This window comes from Bacillus methanolicus (genome assembly GCF_028888695.1).
In the GTDB taxonomy this organism is placed as follows: domain Bacteria; phylum Bacillota; class Bacilli; order Bacillales; family Cytobacillaceae; genus Bacillus_Z; species Bacillus_Z methanolicus_B.
Window position 1 is genome coordinate 1,251,373 of sequence record NZ_PNFF01000001.1, and the last position, 17,959, is coordinate 1,269,331.

At 38.3% G+C, this 17,959-nt stretch carries 14 protein-coding genes, 1 pseudogene and 2 riboswitches; of the genes and pseudogenes, 3 read left to right on the forward strand and 12 right to left on the reverse strand.

The window, feature by feature from the left end; translation table 11 throughout:
- The first annotated feature begins 193 nt into the window (after positions 1-193).
- On the forward strand, positions 194-1,936 hold the full coding sequence (locus tag C0966_RS06270) for an AAA family ATPase (protein ID WP_274854353.1): 1,743 nt from the start codon (positions 194-196) through the stop codon (positions 1,934-1,936).
- Between the two features lie 49 nt (positions 1,937-1,985).
- Here the strand turns inward: C0966_RS06270 and C0966_RS06275 are convergent.
- From C0966_RS06275 to C0966_RS06310, 8 genes and pseudogenes are all read right to left on the reverse strand, one after another.
- A pseudogene (locus tag C0966_RS06275) lies at positions 1,986-2,444 on the reverse strand (DsbA family oxidoreductase); the annotation flags it as partial.
- Positions 2,369-2,539, reverse strand: coding sequence for a hypothetical protein (locus C0966_RS06280; protein ID WP_274854355.1), 171 nt, complete (start codon positions 2,537-2,539; stop codon positions 2,369-2,371). The pseudogene C0966_RS06275 and the gene C0966_RS06280, both read right to left, overlap by 76 nt.
- Before the next feature lie 36 nt (positions 2,540-2,575).
- Positions 2,576-3,088: an acyl-CoA thioesterase gene (locus C0966_RS06285; protein WP_274854356.1), complete on the reverse strand. Its 513-nt coding sequence runs from the start codon at positions 3,086-3,088 to the stop codon at positions 2,576-2,578.
- A 93-nt stretch (positions 3,089-3,181) separates the two neighbouring features.
- The gene (locus C0966_RS06290) at positions 3,182-3,604 is read right to left on the reverse strand and encodes a DUF1284 domain-containing protein (protein ID WP_274854358.1); all 423 of its coding nucleotides are present in this window, start codon (positions 3,602-3,604) and stop codon (positions 3,182-3,184) included.
- A 191-nt stretch (positions 3,605-3,795) separates the two neighbouring features.
- Positions 3,796-6,123: a 5-methyltetrahydropteroyltriglutamate--homocysteine S-methyltransferase gene (metE, locus tag C0966_RS06295; RefSeq protein ID WP_274854360.1), complete on the reverse strand. Its 2,328-nt coding sequence runs from the start codon at positions 6,121-6,123 to the stop codon at positions 3,796-3,798.
- A 153-nt stretch (positions 6,124-6,276) separates the two neighbouring features.
- A riboswitch (cobalamin riboswitch) is annotated at positions 6,277-6,475 on the reverse strand.
- Between the two features lie 237 nt (positions 6,476-6,712).
- Positions 6,713-7,558, reverse strand: a complete 846-nt coding sequence (locus C0966_RS06300) for an alpha/beta hydrolase family protein (protein WP_274854361.1) — start codon at positions 7,556-7,558, stop codon at positions 6,713-6,715.
- Between the two features lie 92 nt (positions 7,559-7,650).
- Positions 7,651-7,818, reverse strand: coding sequence for a Fur-regulated basic protein FbpA (gene fbpA, locus C0966_RS06305; RefSeq protein WP_274854362.1), 168 nt, complete (start codon positions 7,816-7,818; stop codon positions 7,651-7,653).
- A 122-nt stretch (positions 7,819-7,940) separates the two neighbouring features.
- Positions 7,941-8,049, reverse strand: a riboswitch (SAM riboswitch).
- A gap of 118 nt (positions 8,050-8,167) precedes the next feature.
- The gene (locus C0966_RS06310) at positions 8,168-10,243 is read right to left on the reverse strand and encodes a peptidoglycan D,D-transpeptidase FtsI family protein (protein WP_274854363.1); all 2,076 of its coding nucleotides are present in this window, start codon (positions 10,241-10,243) and stop codon (positions 8,168-8,170) included.
- A 322-nt stretch (positions 10,244-10,565) separates the two neighbouring features.
- Here C0966_RS06310 and C0966_RS06315 point away from each other — a divergent pair, with 322 nt between their 5' ends.
- On the forward strand, positions 10,566-11,531 hold the full coding sequence (locus C0966_RS06315; RefSeq protein ID WP_274854364.1) for a nuclease-related domain-containing protein: 966 nt from the start codon (positions 10,566-10,568) through the stop codon (positions 11,529-11,531).
- 140 nt (positions 11,532-11,671) lie between these two features.
- Here the strand turns inward: C0966_RS06315 and C0966_RS06320 are convergent, their stop codons facing one another.
- The 4 genes from C0966_RS06320 to C0966_RS06335 form a co-directional block, all read right to left on the reverse strand.
- Positions 11,672-13,624: a DUF6449 domain-containing protein gene (locus C0966_RS06320; protein ID WP_274854366.1), complete on the reverse strand. Its 1,953-nt coding sequence runs from the start codon at positions 13,622-13,624 to the stop codon at positions 11,672-11,674.
- Positions 13,599-14,498: an ABC transporter ATP-binding protein gene (locus tag C0966_RS06325; RefSeq protein WP_274854367.1), complete on the reverse strand. Its 900-nt coding sequence runs from the start codon at positions 14,496-14,498 to the stop codon at positions 13,599-13,601. The genes C0966_RS06320 and C0966_RS06325 overlap by 26 nt, the downstream gene beginning before the upstream one ends.
- Entirely contained in the window at positions 14,495-14,881 is a 387-nt protein-coding gene (locus C0966_RS06330) for a GntR family transcriptional regulator (protein ID WP_274854368.1), read from the reverse strand. The genes C0966_RS06325 and C0966_RS06330 overlap by 4 nt, the downstream gene beginning before the upstream one ends.
- Positions 14,882-15,052: 171 nt before the next feature.
- A complete protein-coding gene (locus C0966_RS06335; RefSeq protein WP_274854370.1) occupies positions 15,053-16,021 on the reverse strand; it encodes a DMT family transporter in 969 nt (322 codons plus the stop codon).
- Positions 16,022-16,263: 242 nt separating this feature from the next.
- Here C0966_RS06335 and chrA point away from each other — a divergent pair, with 242 nt between their 5' ends.
- A complete protein-coding gene (gene chrA / locus C0966_RS06340) occupies positions 16,264-17,460 on the forward strand; it encodes a chromate efflux transporter (RefSeq protein ID WP_274854372.1) in 1,197 nt (398 codons plus the stop codon).
- The last annotated feature ends 499 nt before the right edge of the window (positions 17,461-17,959 follow it).

The following is a 17,959-nucleotide window of genomic DNA, read 5'->3' on the forward strand; positions in this document are numbered from 1 at the left end:
CAATAATTCTATAAAAGGCATGAGTGTTTGTCGCTCATGCCTTTTATTATCTTAAATTTGTTACTTTGTACCTATTTAAAAAACAACCCCTGGCTTTCCATAAACCACCACGTATTATTCCTTCTATTAATCTATTAATGCCCTTCTATCTTTTTTATAATGGAAGTAAGTCTAAATAAGGAGTTGTCGCTAATTGAAATTACGGTCAAAAAAGATTGCAAAGTTCATTCCGCTGATTGCGGCAATTGTTATCTTAATCTCAAGTTCCATCTTGTTAACGATAAATAGAAGCAGTGAAACAGTGATCCCCTTTTCATCACTGGAAGATATCCTCCAAAAACAAAACGGAAAACCTGTTACATTGAAGGAACAGAGTGATGGTACGATCTATGTTTCGACAAAAGACGGTATGTACGTTACCCATATACCCCCTGGCAGTCAAATGGCAGCTAAACTTGTGGAAACATATAATGTTCATTATTCTTATTCCAATAACAGCCAGTACGGAAAATGGTTATTAGGCGGAATCATAATAGTGCTTATAGCTTCGGCACTCTTAATTCAAAGAAAGACAAAGGGCGGAATTGGAATTACGAATTCAATGAAAAACAGCGTTTCGAAAGCAAAGTCGCTTCCTGATATCACTCTCAATGATGTAGGCGGACTGCCGGAAGAAATGAAGGAAGAAATTTTACAAACGTTGTCGATTCTCAAAGACCCTGAACGGTCGGAAAAAATGGGTTTGAAAGCACCGAAAGGAATTTTGCTGTACGGGCCGCCCGGTACCGGCAAGACCCTTCTTGCCCAGGCAATCGCCCATGAACTTGGAGCCAATTTCTTCTCTACAAGCGGTTCTTCGTTTAACGAATTATTTGTCGGAGTCGGAGCATCCCGTGTCCGGAGTTTATTTCAAAATGCCAGAAAACAAACCCCCGCTGTTATTTTTATCGATGAAGTAGATGCCTTGGCAGGAAAACGGAAACAATATGGCGGTGAAGAAGCTGAAAAAACTCTTACAGAACTTCTTGTTCAGCTTGATGGCGGCCATTCGAATGACGGTATCCTATTTATTGCAGCAACAAACCGGAAGGATATGCTTGATGAAGCATTTTTGCGCCCCGGGCGGATTGATTTCTCTTTCCATGTTCCTCTGCCGGATCGAAAAGGAAGAAGAGAAATCATTGACATTCATACAAAAGGAAAGCGCCTTGCAGCTGATGTATCCGCTTGTTTGGACGAGCTTTCGGAAAGCACATCCGGCTTTTCCGGCGCAGAAATTCAGTCACTTTTTGAAATAGCCAGCAGAAGAGCTCTTCGAAACGGACAGAACGTAATTCAAAAGAGTGACCTTGACTATGCGCTCGACCGAATCATTCTCGGCAGCACTTCCCGCAACCTTCAAGATCCTGCTACGAAACGAAGAGTAGCTATTCATGAAGCCGGGCACGCCCTTGTCGCGGCTGTAACAAAACCCGGTTCAGTAAGAAAAGCAACGATTATTCCGCGCGGCCAAGCTCTCGGTTATGTCGCACCTATTCCGAAAGAACTTCATTTATCAACAACAAGTGAGCTAATTGATCAAGTTTCGATGATCCTTGCCGGAGGCGTAGCAGAACGAATCATCCTTGGGGAACATAGCATCGGGGTCAGCGGCGATGTTATGCAAGCAAAACAAATTCTTGAGCAAATGGTTGACACCGGGCTTCTTCAAGATGGTTTTACATTAACATTTAATAAGACGGAAAAAGAAGCGAAAATGCAGGCTCTTTTTAATGAAGCATTGGAAAAATCGGAAACTTTGATTCGCACGTACCGAAAAGTATTTGAGCAGCTCGTTGAAGCTTTGCTGAAAAAAGAAACGCTTGAAGGCTGGGAAGTAGAAGCAATTGTCATGGAAAGAAATCCTAAAGATTCGAAAAATTTATTAATGACATAAAAAAATCGGCTTTTTTAGCCGATTTTTTTGCTTGACAAGGGGAAACGTGTTAGCAGCCATCTATTCCACAAGCCATTCCTTCCATGAACATATCAGACTTTTGTTTATTTAATTCCTCATCAATGATTTGTTCAAAAGTTTCTTTTGAGCGAACACCGACCACCTTTGTATCACCAATTACAAAAGTAGGAACTGCTTGAATTTTCGCTTCGTGATATGCATGATCTAATGCTTTTTTGTGAGCCTCTTTGTATTTGCGTGTTTCAAGAGCTTCCCGGTACTCTTTCTCATCCAAGCCGATTTCACCTGCTAATTTCGTTAAAACATCAAGATCTCCAATATCCTGTTCTTCTTGGAAGAAGGCTCTAAACATTCGATCATTATATTCGTTGCCTTTTCCTTTTTCTTTTGCATATTGATATCCTTCAAATGCTAAATGAGTATAAGGCTGTGGCGATACGTTCGGCAAGACGATATGAACACCCAATTGTTCTGCCATCGGATAGACGGAATTCGATGCCTTAATGGAAACGGAAAACGGCCCAGTTTTTCTTCTTCAAGCTTGTTCCATATTTGATGGCGGATTTCATCCTTTGTCATCATGATTATTCCCCCAAATACGACTCATCAGGAAAGCTATTACCACGGCAATTTAGTACCAAATCGACTCGCGACGATTTCGCTTTCAATTTTCCGTTTTTTTCGTATTTCCGCTCTTTCTTTTGCTGTCTCGAATAAGCTCTTTTCCTCTTCTGTTTCAGGAATAACTTGTGGTACAGGAGAAGGATTTCCATTTTCATCGACCGCAACTAGCGTTAAAAAGGATAGTGCACAAACATTTCGATCACCTGTGATCAAATCTTCGGCAATCACCTTTACAAACACTTCCATCGATGTTCGCCCGGTATAAGTGACAAACGCCTCCAGGCAGACAGCATTTCCTTCATAAATAGGATGCAAAAAGTCGATTGAATCGGTAGAAGCTGTTACTACTGGTTTGCGCGCATGGCGCATTGCAGCCATAGCGGCGATTTCATCTATGTAAGCCATCAACTTCCCCCCGAACATTGTCCCATAAGTATTTGTATCCGGAGGTAAGACAATGCTTGTTTTAACTACAAATGATTCTCTACAACACTTTGAATTTTCCATGATGTAAAATCTCCTTCTGTCTTGTATATTACTTCTATAGTTTATACCATATCGGGAAAAAACAAGCGAAGAAAGCTTTCGTGATTAACATTATCATTTACTTTTTTCTTTTAGATCTCTTATGCCTTCTTTGCACACTCCGTATGGAAGCCACGAACATCCTTTACATAAATAATCCAAGTCTTCAGGTTGTACTTTTGAGGCTGTTAAAGAAACTAACATTGATTTTGAATAGCTTTTTTCCTTCTCTATGCCTAAATGACGGATGACCTTTTCATCCATAGAAAGAACGTGTTCATTTGAATTTTCATCAGCTTCACACTTTATCATCCCTCGATGGGGACATGCCATACAGGCATCATCAAGTGCCGCAACTACTATTATTGAAAAATCTTTCTCTTCATTTCTTATATCTTTAACAATATCAGCCATTCTCTCGACAAATTCAGGGCTGTAGCCCATTCCGCGGAATCCGTGCACACACAAAAGATGATGCCCTCTCAATGTTTTGTCCATTCTTAGACCTCTTCTCTCTATTAATATATATGTACTATTTATATTCTATTGTAATTGAATGAAATTAAAAAAAGAACAAGCATGTTCGGACATTACCAAAAAACCAAAAACCCGATTTTCTACCACGTTGAGGGCAAATGATCGGGTTTTTGTAGTTAAATTTGATCGACGTCAGGTAAGGCTATGCAGGTTTACTTTTTCATTTTAATTTGTTTAATTCCGCTTTTAGGTGCAGGTATTAACTGTTCGCGGGCGATCGCAGCTGCGGCAACCATATTTTTCAGAGAAGCGATTGTTTCTTCAATGCCACGTGTTTTTAATCCACAATCCGGGTTAATCCAAAACAGAGTCGGTTCAAGCACTTTCAAACCACGTTCGATCATGCTTGTGATTTCCTCAATAGATGGAATTCGAGGACTGTGAATATCATATACACCAAGTCCGATTCCTTTATTATACGAATGATTTGTAAATGAAGAAACCAATTCTCCATGACTGCGCGATGTTTCAATCGAAATCACATCTGCATCCAAATCGCTAATCGAGTCCATAAATTCCTGGAACTCACAGTAACACATATGAGTATGAATTTGTGTCGTCTCTTTCACCGAAGAAGTCGTTAAGCGAAATGCCTTAACAGCCCAATCTAAATAGTCATTCCAAGCTGCTTTTTTAAGGGGCAATCCTTCACCGAGTGCCGGTTCGTCTACTTGAATCATTTTTATTCCTGCAGCCTCTAACGCTTCCACCTCTTTTCGTAATGCAAGAGCAATTTGATAGGCTACTTGCTGCCTTGATAAATCGTCGCGAACGAATGACCAGTTTAAAATGGTCACCGGGCCCGTAATCATTCCTTTCACAGGCTTATTTGTTAGTGATTGGGCATATACACTTTCCTTTACAGTCATGGGCTCAAGAAAATCTACATCACCATAAATAATTGGAGGTCTAACACATCGTGAGCCGTATGATTGAACCCATCCATTCTGTGTAAAAGCAAATCCCCCTAACTTTTCACCAAAAAACTCCACCATATCTGTCCGTTCAAATTCTCCATGGACAAAGACATCGAGACCAATCTCTTCTTGTATATGAATCCATTTTTTAATTTGCTCTTTGATAAACACATCATAGCGTTCTGTCGTCCACTCGCCTTTTTTCCACTTCAGTCTAGCTTGTCTCACTTCTGAAGTTTGCGGAAAGCTTCCTATTGTTGTAGTTGGCAATAAAGGCAATTCGAGCAATGATTGTTGTTTCTCGTATCGCTCTTTAAAAGGTGCATTTCGATGAAAATGATGTGCTTGGATTTGATTAACAGACCGATGGACTTCAGAACGATTTCTTGCTTTGGACTTATCTAAACGATTGAGAATTGTCTCATTGTTGGCAAACGTCTCTTTAACGTCGCTTTCACCATAATGAAAACCTTTGACTAAGGATATAATTTCATCTAACTTTTCATCTGCAAATGCTAAAGCATTTTTCAATTCTGGTTCCAGCTTCGTTTCATATTTTGTCGTAACAGGAACATGCAGTAAGCTGCAGGATGATTGAAGCCATAAACGATCTTGTGGAACAAAATTCGTGATGGTTTTTATTAGATCCAATTTTTCATATAAATTAGAACGCCATACATTCCGTCCATCAACAAGTCCAACACCAAGTATTTTATCATGAGGAAATCCGACCGTTTTAAGATGTTGCAGATTCTCCTCTAAGCCATGAACAAAATCTAATCCAATTCCTTGTACAGGAAGCTTCATCAACTCTGAGTACCATTCGACAGAATCAAAATAAGTTTGCAGCATGATACGAAGTTTTGGTGCTGCTTCGTGAAGTTGTTTATAAATGTAAGCGACTGTTTCCATCTCTTCTTTAGTGATTGAAGCAACTAGGATCGGTTCATCCAATTGGACCCATTCGACTCCTTCTTTCTCTAATTCTTGTAAAATTTGCACGTACAGTGGAACCAGCTGCAAAATAAAAGCAGGTAATTGCGTACGTGCATATCCTTTAGAAAGTTTAATAAACGTATAAGGTCCAACAAGAACAGGTTTTCCTTCAATTCCCAACATTTCTTTTGCCTCGCGATAAGCGTTAAGTGGTTTATTTTCTGTTAAGGTTAGTTTCGCTCCTTCATACTCCGGAACAATGTAGTGATAATTCGTGTTGAACCATTTTGTCATTTCACATGCTACCGCTGTTTGATTCCCTCTCGCCATTGAAAAATAAGTATGAAGTGGAACGACTCCACCTTTATAGTTGAAACGTTCGGGTATCATCCCAAACATAACAGCCGTATCCAACATATGATCATAAAATGAAAAATCGCCAACTGGAATGAGATCGATCCCTTTCTCTTTTTGTTTTTGTAAATGGGAAAGACGGATCTGCTCCATTTGATCAAGAAAGTCGGTTTCTCCTATTTTGCCTGCCCAAAAAGCTTCTAAAGCCTTTTTCCATTCACGCCTTTCACCTATGCGTGGATAACCTAAATGACTGCTTTTGATTCCACTCATCTCCATACCTCCAATATTGATATAAAAACACAAAAATAAAAAGGCATCTCTAACGACCAAATAGATAGTTAGAAATGCCTAAATAAGCAGGAGTAGACGATCAATTCTACTCTTGATCAAAATTTTGACACCTCCCTATCTCCCGTAGGTCCAGCAGTGTTGTTGAACCAGGCAGGTCTCCTGACTTAAGTCTCATCATCAGCAACATACCTTCCCAATCCTTATGGACCAGTGGCAATTCGTTGTGCTGACTCCTCTCTTACAGTGGCGGGACCGTGTCGGATTTTCACCGATCTTCCCTTTTAATCCTTGAATGCTTTTGATTCAAGGAACCTGATTCCTTCTTTATGGAGTTGTTATTTATGTAAAAGCCATTACTCCGGAAAGAGAAAAGCTTTTCATACGATACCTTTAGAAACAGTTTACTAGGAAATTTTCTAATCTATCAGAAATTCCTCAAATGACCAAAAAAGCTGCGTCCATCCTGTCCGCTAATAAAGAATAGTGGTCGTAATATTCTGAGAAAAAACCATTGTGCTAAGATTACCACTTCCGATTAGGTTCGTCAAATTCTATTTTCAAAGAATTTCTAAATGATTGATTCTTTAACAGATTTTGTTCTTGTATTTTGATAGGTTTTGACGGTAACGTTTTTTGTGATCCATTCAAGTGTTTTCGATATAAGGTCTTGAAAATGTTCCCCGCAAGAAAACGTATGATTGGCTCCGATAACTTCATTTCTTGTGCAAGTTCCCGTTTCTCTTCTAAGAAAAACTTGTTCAAAATCAGCGCTGTATTTTGCAGGAATTTCTTCATCATTTGTACCATGAATAAGCAAGACATCTTTTGAAAAATTTCGTGCAGCGATGAGAGGATGATATTTCTCGAGCGATTGAAAAAATTTCGCTGTAAACGAGTATCCTAAATGGTCTATTGCTGAAACTTTTTTCAAGTTCATCACTTTCTCTCTGCCTACGATCTTTCGAATGTCCTCGTATGGATGGGCTACAGCTGACCAAAGAATAAGTTTGTTTACACGTCCATCTTCAACTGCAGTCAGGAGAGCAGTTGCACCACCGAGACTGTGACCTAAAAGCACAACTTGGTTGTAGTCAATATTTTTTAACTTAATTCCAAAATCGATAACAGCTTTTGTTTGTTCAATTAATTCATCCAACCCACTGTTTCCATAAACGCCCGGACTCTCCCCGCATCCTTCATAATCGAATCTTACAACAACAAATCCGTCCAATGTTAATGCATGCGCCGTTTTTACAAATAGCCGGTCTACCCCAATGCGGCTGCTTGTAAATCCGTGGCAAATAATAACCAATGGATAAGCGCATTCCCCATTCGTTTTTTCATACATAGCCGGAAAATCAATCGTAGCTGCCAGAAATTGTTGTTTCCATGGAATCTTTACATATGTTCCCATATGCTGTTTCTCCTTTTCTTTGGTTTATAAATTTGTGCGTCCAGTTTCACAGTAAGCAAAACCGGAAACACGTAACTAAAATCAAAGAATTATTAATCTCTCGGTTTGTTTTTCGTTAACTTTTCGTACTCTTCCTCAAGTTCACGCAGTGAAAGTTCAAATAGTTGAAAATTCCCTTTTTTATAAACACCTGAAAGGATAAGAAAATCAATTATTTTCTCCTTTTTCTCTTCGAGATGTTTTAAACGGTCTAGATTCATAGCGTTCTCCTTTCTTTTTTTCAATTAAACCTATCATATTTATCGGATTTATAAAACTTAAAAACCCCTTCTTATCGTTTTCTTCCAACGACAAGAAGGGGTTGAATGATTAACATCCGCTCTTCTTATCTTTCAAGCAAAATTTTGCTTGTTGGAATTGGCACAGTTCTCACATGGAGTCTGTTGCCGAGGTTTCAATGGGCCAAGTCCCTCCACCTCTCTGGATAAGAATATTAATATATATTCAATTAGTTAACTTTAAATATAAGTGAATTTGACCGTTTTGTCAATTATTAATGTTCTTATGCAAAAGGCAACGTTTCAATTTCATTCCACTGCCTTCCACTGCTTATTGTTTTGAGCGCTGCTTTTTCAACTCAAAATACGTATCCAGCACTCTTCGTCCAATTTCATAATTTGCGGTATGTCCCGAATTGCCCTGATATGCCCACGGAACCACAACAGCCATCGCAATTTCCGGATTGTCATGTGGTGCATATGCAACCAAGCTTAAATTCATCACTTCAGGCGGCAGGTTATAATTTTTTCGTTGCGGACCATCGTAAAATGCTTGAGCAGTACCGGTTTTCCCTGCAGGAGAATATGGTGCATCTCCAAATCTTCTATAAGCTGTTCCTTCACTATGCTGCATAACCTGGCGGAAGCCTTCTTTCACTTGTCTTAACCAGTCTTCCTTTAAGTCGATCCTATTTAAAATTGCAGGATGAATTTCAGTTACTAACGGCCCGGGTTCACCGTTTGCGGATGGTTGGCGAATTTCTTTCACAAGATGGGGCTTTATCCTATAACCGCCATTGGCGATCGTGGACACATATTGGGCAAGCTGCATCGGTGTATACGTATCATACTGTCCGATTACAAGGTCAAGCAAAAATCCGCCAATTGTTTGCGGGCCTTTATACCCGATTTGTTCGTTCGGAAGGTCAATCCCTGTTCGCACTCCAAGTCCGAATTCGCTGAATGAGTCTCTTATTGTTTGAAATGCTTCCTTATTTTTTAATATTAGCGGCTGATTTGGTATATATGTTCCCTTGCCAATTTCAATCGCTGTTTTAAACATATAGACGTTTGAGGAAACTCTAAGTGCCCGTATATCATTAAGGTAAGCGTTAAAGTTTCTCCATGAACTTTTTTCCTTTGTGCCTTTAATATACAAAGGAGAGTCATAGAAAGTTGACCAAGGGTGGATCGCCCCCGTTTTATAGCCTGTTAATACTGTTGCACCTTTTACCGCAGACCCGACATTGTAAGATGAAGAAATATTCCCTAATGCGTAATCTTGAATAATTCGTTCGCCTGTCTTTTCATCTCTGGCAAAAACTTTCCCTGCCATTGTGAGCACTTCGCCCGTATTCGGATCCATTAAGACGACAAACGCCCGGTCCAACAATCCGGTTCTTGGCATCGATCTCGCTCTTAGCAATTCTTCTTCGATGATCTTTTCAACTGCAATTTGCAAATCCATATCTATTGTCAAAACAAGGTCATTTCCCGGCTTGCCTTCCGAGACAATTTCTGATTTCAATAGATTTCCAGCTTTGTCGGTAATGTTTTTTACTTTTTTCTTCTGTCCGTGAAGCACGTCTTCATATTGCATTTCGAGATAACTTTTTCCTACCCGGTCATTGCGGTTGTAGCCTCTTGATAAGTAGTAATCAAGCTGTTCTTTCGGAAGGCCTTCCTCAGAGGTCGTAATGTTTCCTAGAACGGTTTTAAGCGTATCGCCAAAAGTGTACGATCGATCCCAATCTGTAATCGTATCAACTCCCGGCAAATATTTCAGATTTTCATTCACTCTTGCGATTTCCTCGTCAGTTACATTTTCGTTTTTAACAATTTGAGGAGTAAACGCATAACCGCTGTTAAATTTTCGGTAAATTGCAAGAATCTCAAGATCTTTTTTCGTTAACTCGCTAAGTTCCTTTTCAGTAATCCTATCAAGCTTTAATTGATAAATTTGTTTGTCCGTAAGCTTTTTGTTCTTATAAAGATTCCATTCCTTTGCTGTTATTTTTTTATCAGCTCTTTTAGGATTGTTAATAATCCAATAGTCTTTTTTGTCTCTCTCAGGGATTTTATCATCTTTCATTTCGATTAGAGTTGACAGTTTTTTGGCAATGGTCATCATTTTATCCTGGTCATAGCCTTCGTTGATAAAGATAATTGCATTTTTTGGAGTATTATCAACAACGATTTTGCCGGTGCGGTCAAACATTTTTCCGCGTGGAACCGGATGGCTTACGGTAACATCTACCGTTCTTTCTATTTCTTTCTTATACTCATTTCCATAGACAATTTGCACAACACCGAGCCGCACAATAAGCAATGAAAATAGTAAAAAAACAAAAAAGAATAATAGATTGATCCTGAACTGCACGAACACTTTTTTCTTCTTTTTTTCCATTGATAACCCCTCTTCCTTATATACCTAATGATACCATTTTTGTTAACAAAATGGGGGTTATTTTTCTTTAAATTTAGATTTTTTTGGAAATTTTTGTGTGGGGAGATGCGAGTTGCTGTTATTTTGAAAAATCGCAGTAATATCGAAAAAATCGCTGTTATATTCAAAAAATCGCAATAATATCAAAAAAATCGCAATTATCTTAAAATAATCGCTGTTATCTAGAAATAATCGCAATAATAAAAAAAGTCCGCTAAGTTTAAAGGGATTTTGCAGATTAATAGAGAAATATGAAGTGAATTTATTGAAGGAGTGATATATGTTGATTGTTAAACCTCGAACAATTCCATTAAGAATTAGAAAATGTGAAGCAATTTTGAGACGCCTTCCTAAAAATCATCCAAAACAAGATGCCATTAAAGATGACTTGGCAAAAAGACGTGCAGGTTTTTACGGTGAGCAGGCACTTGACTACCATATTGGTTTCCTCGACGAAAAAATGTATTACATTTTTCATGATCTTCGCCTACCATTCGGTCAACAATATTTTCAAATTGATACTCTCATCCTCTCAACTCATTTCGCATTAATTCTTGAAGTTAAAAATATGGCCGGAACATTATTCTTCGACCCGTCTTTTCATCAGCTAATCCGTACCTATAATGATAAGGAAGAAGTTTTTCTGGATCCAATCATACAGGCAAGACGTCTTCAAATTCAATTTAGAAAATGGTTAAGTGTTCAACAATTTCCTGACATGCCGGTAGAATTTCTTGTCATCATACCCAATACCTCTACGTTTTTAAAAACGCCGCCGGAAAATCAAAACATCAATCAAAAGGTCATAAATGTTCACCGATTATTAGAAAAAATAGAAAACATTCAAGATAAATATAAAGTGGAAAAGATTTGCCCTAAAACGATGAAAAAATTGAACAAATGCCTATTGAAAAATCATACTCCCCCAAATTATGATCTTTTTCAAACATTCGAAATTTCAAGGTCTGAATTATTAACAGGCGTCAGTTGCCCAAATTGTTCCAGCATTCCAATGGCACGAATAAAAGGAAGATGGCAATGCCCGGTTTGTCATTGCGAGTCTAAAGATGCACATTTAGAAGCGATCGAAGATTATTTCCTCCTTTTTCAACCTTCAATTACAAATCCAGAACTTCGCAATTTTCTTCACCTATCCTCTTCTTTTACAGCAACCAGACTACTGAAAGCGATGAATTTGCCCTATTCCGGTTCCAAAAAAGGAAGAGTATATTATCCACATATTAACTAAGAAAAAGGACTGGCTCATAAGGGTCTGACATCCTCCGGAAATGACAATTGTTTTATCAGAGTTTGCCTATATATTGTATTGAAGGGGTCTGCCCCTTTGCTTTTTGAGCCGACCCCCACTTTCTCATTGCGTTTGGTCTATTATTTTTCGAAAAATTCTTTGATAACTTCAGGCACCTGTTGATCATATATATTGTGGATTTCTGGATACTGTTCGTTTTCAAAAAAGAAGGCAGCTACATATTCCCCTTTATCCAAACTCGTATTTTTGATGCACTCTTCTATTTGTTTTTTATCGGTGATCCTCAATGCTTCACCTTTTCTTTCCAATTTTCGTAAGAGTTCTTCAGTTTCCATATTATAGCTATCTGGTAGATCTTTCTGCTTTATCACGAGAATGTGAGATATTTCATCAGGCATGATTCTGGCATTCTCGAACAATCCTTTGTCTCGAAGCCATTTTTCAAAATCTTGATAGGATGGTTTCCACTCAAAATGGATCCTCTTATTGTCTTGCAGAAGAATCTCTATATCGGAAAAGGCTTCCTTGCTTGAATTGATTTCTTCATATGATTCTTGGACTATTTCTTTTTGTAGGATCCTTATCGCTTCATTCAAGTCAGCAGGATCTGTTATAACAGCACGTTTATTAACTAGTCCTTTCGGCATGATTGTTATTTTATCTGCGTCATTTTCATCTAATCGTAATAACTCATACGTTGCCATTTTATATTCTTCAGATTCCATGATCGGTTTCAAATACGCCGAGTAGTCTTCTTTTACGATTTCGTATTGGCGTATGAGTTTATCACCATTTTTCAATTCATACACAACAAAAATTGGTTCGGTCGTGTTGTTATCTGCGATCCTTTTTCGATTCTTCGTTATTTGTTCATGGAGAGTTCGGACAGCGTTCAAATTTGATCGGTCTTTTAAATAAAACTGGGAATGGTGGTTTTTATCTGTATACTGATAGACAAACGGACTAAAATGAACACGTTCGATCTCTTCAAGTTCAGGAACCGACTTCTCATAATTCGTAAAATCAAGCTGGAAGACAGCAATTATTAGAGCGGCTGCAGCTGCATAAAAGAAATATCCTTTGATGTTACCAAAAACCCTCCACGATTTTTGCAACACCATTTCTGCAACAAAATATCCAAAGATCGAACCAGCAGCATAACCGAACAAAACCCAGCCGAAATGGTGCTGGATCACACCAAAATATAATCCTCCGAGCAGCATAAAGCACGCTGTTGTTCCGTATTTAAAAATTGGAACTAGCTTTCGAAAAGCGATCGCCTGGGAGGCAGCTTCAAGTTTTCGCTTTTTATATACAAATAATGAAAGCCAATAAAGAAGAATGATAATCGCTATTAATACGGAAACAATGCGTGTACCTAACGGCGTGTAATTTAAATTTATCGCAATTAATAACGGCGAAATTTTTTCACTTAGTCTATTAAGAAAATATTCTGTCGGAAAACCAAACAGTAAGTATTTCAAGTTAAAAACAAGCAACACGGATATTCCTGCAGGAAACAATAAAAAGATGTATGTCAGCACTCCCTGCACGGCGGAAATCCCCGTAAACATCCCGACAAAAATTCCTGCTGTATAAAAAACAAAGTTTAGTAATACAGTTACACTAGTCCAGTAGGTAATTTCTTTCAATCCATATAAATGTTCCAAACCCATAACCTTTTGGATAATGAGGAGAACAACCGACGTCAAGACAACAGGTAGCAATAATAAAATGGCTCCTGTAAGGGCGTAATGGTGAAAAATCTTTTCCCTTTTTAATGGCAAACTATGAACAAAGTCAGTCGCCTGCTTTACTTGTAAGAAGCGGAATAAAAATACAGCCAGCAGCACAGGCAAAACAATCATTAAGATTAATTGGATATCGAAATAGAATTCAAATAAATTTTTAACCTTTGCGTAACTCAAATATTCGTCATTGCTCGCTCTCATCAAAATTTTAAGAGGAAGGGCAAACAATAGTGCCAAGAAATAAACTATTCCTATCCAGCCGATACTTCTTAAAATTTGAAAAACTAGTTCTCTATTAAACCAAAATATTTTTGATTGCATAGCCCGCATCCCCCATTTCATAAATAAAGATTTCTTCAAGTGTAAGAGGAAGCAAATCAAAAATAACCGGACTGAACTTTTCAATATGAGAGGCGATGTCTTCTTCTCTTCCTCTTACAATACATAACAGGACGCTTCCCCGTTTTTCTTTATGTAAGACGCTGATATCACGGAACAATCCTTTAGGAACATCATTCTTGAACGCAATTTGAATTTTGTGTATATCCGTTTTTAAATCATCCAGCTCTTTTTCAAGAAGCAGCGATCCGTTGTGAAGAATCCCGACATGGTCACAAATGTCCTCCACTTCCCGTAAATTATGGGAAGAAATTAAGACTGTCATTTCTCGGTCAGCTACATCCTGTATGATCAAGCTTTTGACCTTTTTTCGGATGACCGGATCCAGCCCGTCCATCGGTTCATCAAGGATAAGAATTTCCGGCATTGTCGAAAGCGCCAGCCAAAATGCAATCTGCCGCTGAACTCCTTTTGAAAATTTATGGATTTTTTTATTAATGTCCATTTCGAAAACATCAGCTAACTCGGAAAAACGGCTTTCGCTCCAATGGCTGTAAATGCTTTTATAAAAATCGGCCATTTGTTTCACCGTGTATTGATGGAAAAAGTAAGGAAAATCCGGAATAAAAAATAGTCTCTCTTTTATCCTTGGATTTTCAAAAACAGGTTCATCTTTGATCAAGACTTGGCCATGATCCTGTTTCATGATACCGGACAAAATTTTTAAAATGGTCGTTTTTCCGGCTCCGTTTGAACCTAGCAAACCGTATATGGATCCTTTCTGTACAGTGATATTAACACGGTGAATAGCTTCAGTGCCTTCAAATGATTTCGATACATTTTTTAATTGAATCATGAGGATTTACCTCCTCCTGTCGAAGTTTCAATTTCTTTTATCATTGAAAAGAGCTCATTTGATGTTATTCCTAAATACAGTGCTTCCGTTATTAGTTTCATAAGTTCTTTTTTTATACTTTTAATCTTTTCTGAGTTTTGTATATGACTTGAAGGGTTCACAAAGCTTCCTTTCCCTTTCACAGAGTAGATATATTTTTGGCTTTCCAGTTCCCTGTATGCCTTTTGTATCGTGTTTGGATTTATCATTAATTGCTGGGCTAACGTCCTGACTGACGGCAGCTGTTCATCAGGCTTTAACACTTCATTTATGATCAATTCTTTAAATTTATCCACGAGCTGTTCATAAATAGGTTTCCGGCTCCTTAGATCTAATTCGAACATAACTCCCCTCCTATCTGTATTAAGTGTACTATGAGTATTAATACAGTTAGATTATATTACATTCCTTTCCAAATGACTACATCTTTTTTATAAAAATTTTTAAAAAAACAGCCCTGCTTGATTAGCAGAACTGTGGATGATTTTGAACAGACTAATTAAATTTCTTTTCGTTCAAGCACTGGCAGCCTCGCTCTTTATACTTTCTTTTCTGGCCGAAATCCAGCTATGCAAGACCATCCCAATCATAACGAGCATCATTCCGGAAAGTGAGACAGCTGAAGGAAGTGGAGACGATAGAAAGATTACCTCGCCGGCAACAGCAAAAAGAACTTCCATCGATTGGGTCGCTTCAACAGCTCCTAATTTTTTCATATTACCTTTCACGAGATCCGTAGCAGCAAAAAATAAAACGGTTGCGCATACACCTGAAAAAACCGCAACTAAGCCTGATTGTACAACTTGCCCTCTACTTGGCAATCCTGAAGTCAAAAAACCGAAAATCGACAAAAGAAACCAAAATGGAAGGCTTGCTATCGTCATTCCTAGAACCCTTTGGTATGCATCCAGTTTGCCATTACAGACTTCCATCATTTTTCGGTTTCCTAACGGGTAAGCAAATGAAGCGATCAATATCGGTATAACACATAACAAAGCATCTTTGATGGAAAGTTTGGTAGCATGTTCCAATTGCATAATGGCAACGCCGATTAAAATAATGAACGACATTGCAAGGCCTTTATACGGAATTTGGCCTCTTACTCGGATCTGTCCATTTTCCGTTTGAATTGTTTCGTAGAATAATGGGACAAGGAGAGAACCGGAAATAATAGTCATTTGCCAAGTGCCTGCAATCAGCCAGCCAGGCCCATAAGCAGAAGCAAAACATAAAGGAGCATAAAACAGCACAAAGCCGATAAAACTCCATAAAAGCCAGTTATGAAATTCTTTTTTCATTTCTCGAAAAAGAGAAAACAAGCCTTTTCTCCATACAACGATGAATAAAAGTAGTGGAACCATAAAAAAATATCGGAGTGAAGCACTCCATATCCAGCTCCCGCCTGAAAGATCCATTGCCCGATTAAGAACAAAAGTAAACGCAAAAAAGAAAGCCGCACAAATTCCTAATAAAAATGGGCGCAAACGGCTTCACCTCACAATCATAAGCGATTTAAAACTTTTCCGTAAAACTGCCTTATGTCCATAAAACAAATATATTGCATTTATTTATTTACATCAATTATTTAGTAAATATTCTGTAATTTTAATTTTCGGAATTACTCTTTCCGATGTTAAATTTTAATTTTTTGTAAATATAGATCATTCCCTTTTATAGTTTGTTATCCTATTGCTGTAATAGTAAAGATTGGATTGGAGGATTGTTCTTGGCAAAAAAAATACAAAATAATAGATTCAAAACGTTATTGGAAATTTTGCTTGTTTCAACAAGGTTGGGAATGACTTCTTTCGGGGGGCCAATTGCCCATTTAGGATATTTTCATGAAGAGTATATCCGAAGAAGAAAATGGATGGATGAAAAAACATATGCAGATTTAGTTGCACTCTGCCAGTTTTTGCCCGGTCCGGCGAGCAGCCAGGTTGGAATTGGAATTGGTTTTATGCGCGGCGGATTATTAGGCGGCCTGTTGGCATTTTTGGGATTTACTTTTCCTTCTGTTATTGCACTCATACTATTTGCGCTTTTTATAAAAAACTATGATATCGTGAAAGCCGGTTGGATCCACGGTCTAAAAATTGTAGCTGTAGCGGTTGTGGCCCATGCAATTATCGGCATGGCGCAAAAGCTGACACCTGATTTACAACGAAAAACGATAGCTCTGTTTGCCGTTATCGCAAGCTTGATGTGGCAATCAACATTGACGCAGGTTGGAATTATCCTTCTCTCAGGACTGGTTGGACTTTTATTTTTTAAATCAGAAAAAGAAACAGAGGTTTCGAAAATAAATGTTCCGATTTCAAGAGGCTTTGCTGCCAGTTGCTTATTTTTGTTTTTTGCACTTTTAATCATCCTCCCTGTAATAAGAGAACTGGCACCTTTTCATTGGCTTGCAATGTTTGACAGTTTTTATCGCTCCGGTTCGTTAGTGTTTGGCGGGGGGCATGTTGTTTTGCCTTTACTGGAACGTGAATTTGTACCGACCGGATTTTTAAGCAAAGAATCGTTCCTTGCCGGGTACGGAGCAGCGCAGGCCGTTCCGGGACCACTGTTTACTTTTGCAGCTTACATCGGCGCAGCAGCAGACGGATGGCGGGGCGGCCTCGTCGCGACAATCGCTATTTTTCTGCCTGCCTTTTTATTAATAGCAGGAACACTTCCTTATTGGGATCAATTACGGAGAAATCCAAAAATGAAAGGGGCATTAATGGGTGTTAATGCAGCAGTCGTCGGCATTCTGATTGCCGCCTTTTATGAGCCGATTTGGACCAGTTCTATTCTTGCTCCTATTGATTTTTCTTTTGCCGCCGTTTTGTTCAGTATGTTAGCTTATTGGAAGGCTCCGCCATGGGTTGTTGTCTTGACCGGTGCCATCGGCGGTTCGATTCTGTCTATTATTGGGTAAGAAAAATCGGTTTACGCTTGCTTTTCAATCTATTTGAATGAAAGCTTATAAATGTGGTTGACTGCTCATAAATAGATTTATAGACTCATATATTTATACGAGGGCTCATATATCTGAATAACGGCTCATATGTTCGAACGAAGGCTCATTTTCAGAATTAAGGCTCATATGTTCGAACGAAGGCTCATTTTTCAGAATTAAGGCTCATATGTTCGAACGAAGGCTCATTTTTCAGAATTAAGGCTCATATATTCGTATGAAAGCTCATTTTTCAGAATATAGACTTATATATTTGTACGAATGCTCATTTATCAAATTAAAGTCTCATATGTTCGAACAACGGCTCATTTTTCAGATTAAAGGTTCAAATGTTCGAATGAAGGCTCATAAATTAAAAGTTCATAACTTTCTCTTGATCATGATTCAGAACAAGATTCCCCTTAATCCGTTACATGATCAAATTTTAATAAAGGCTGCCAAAAAGAGGCAGCTTTTTCGT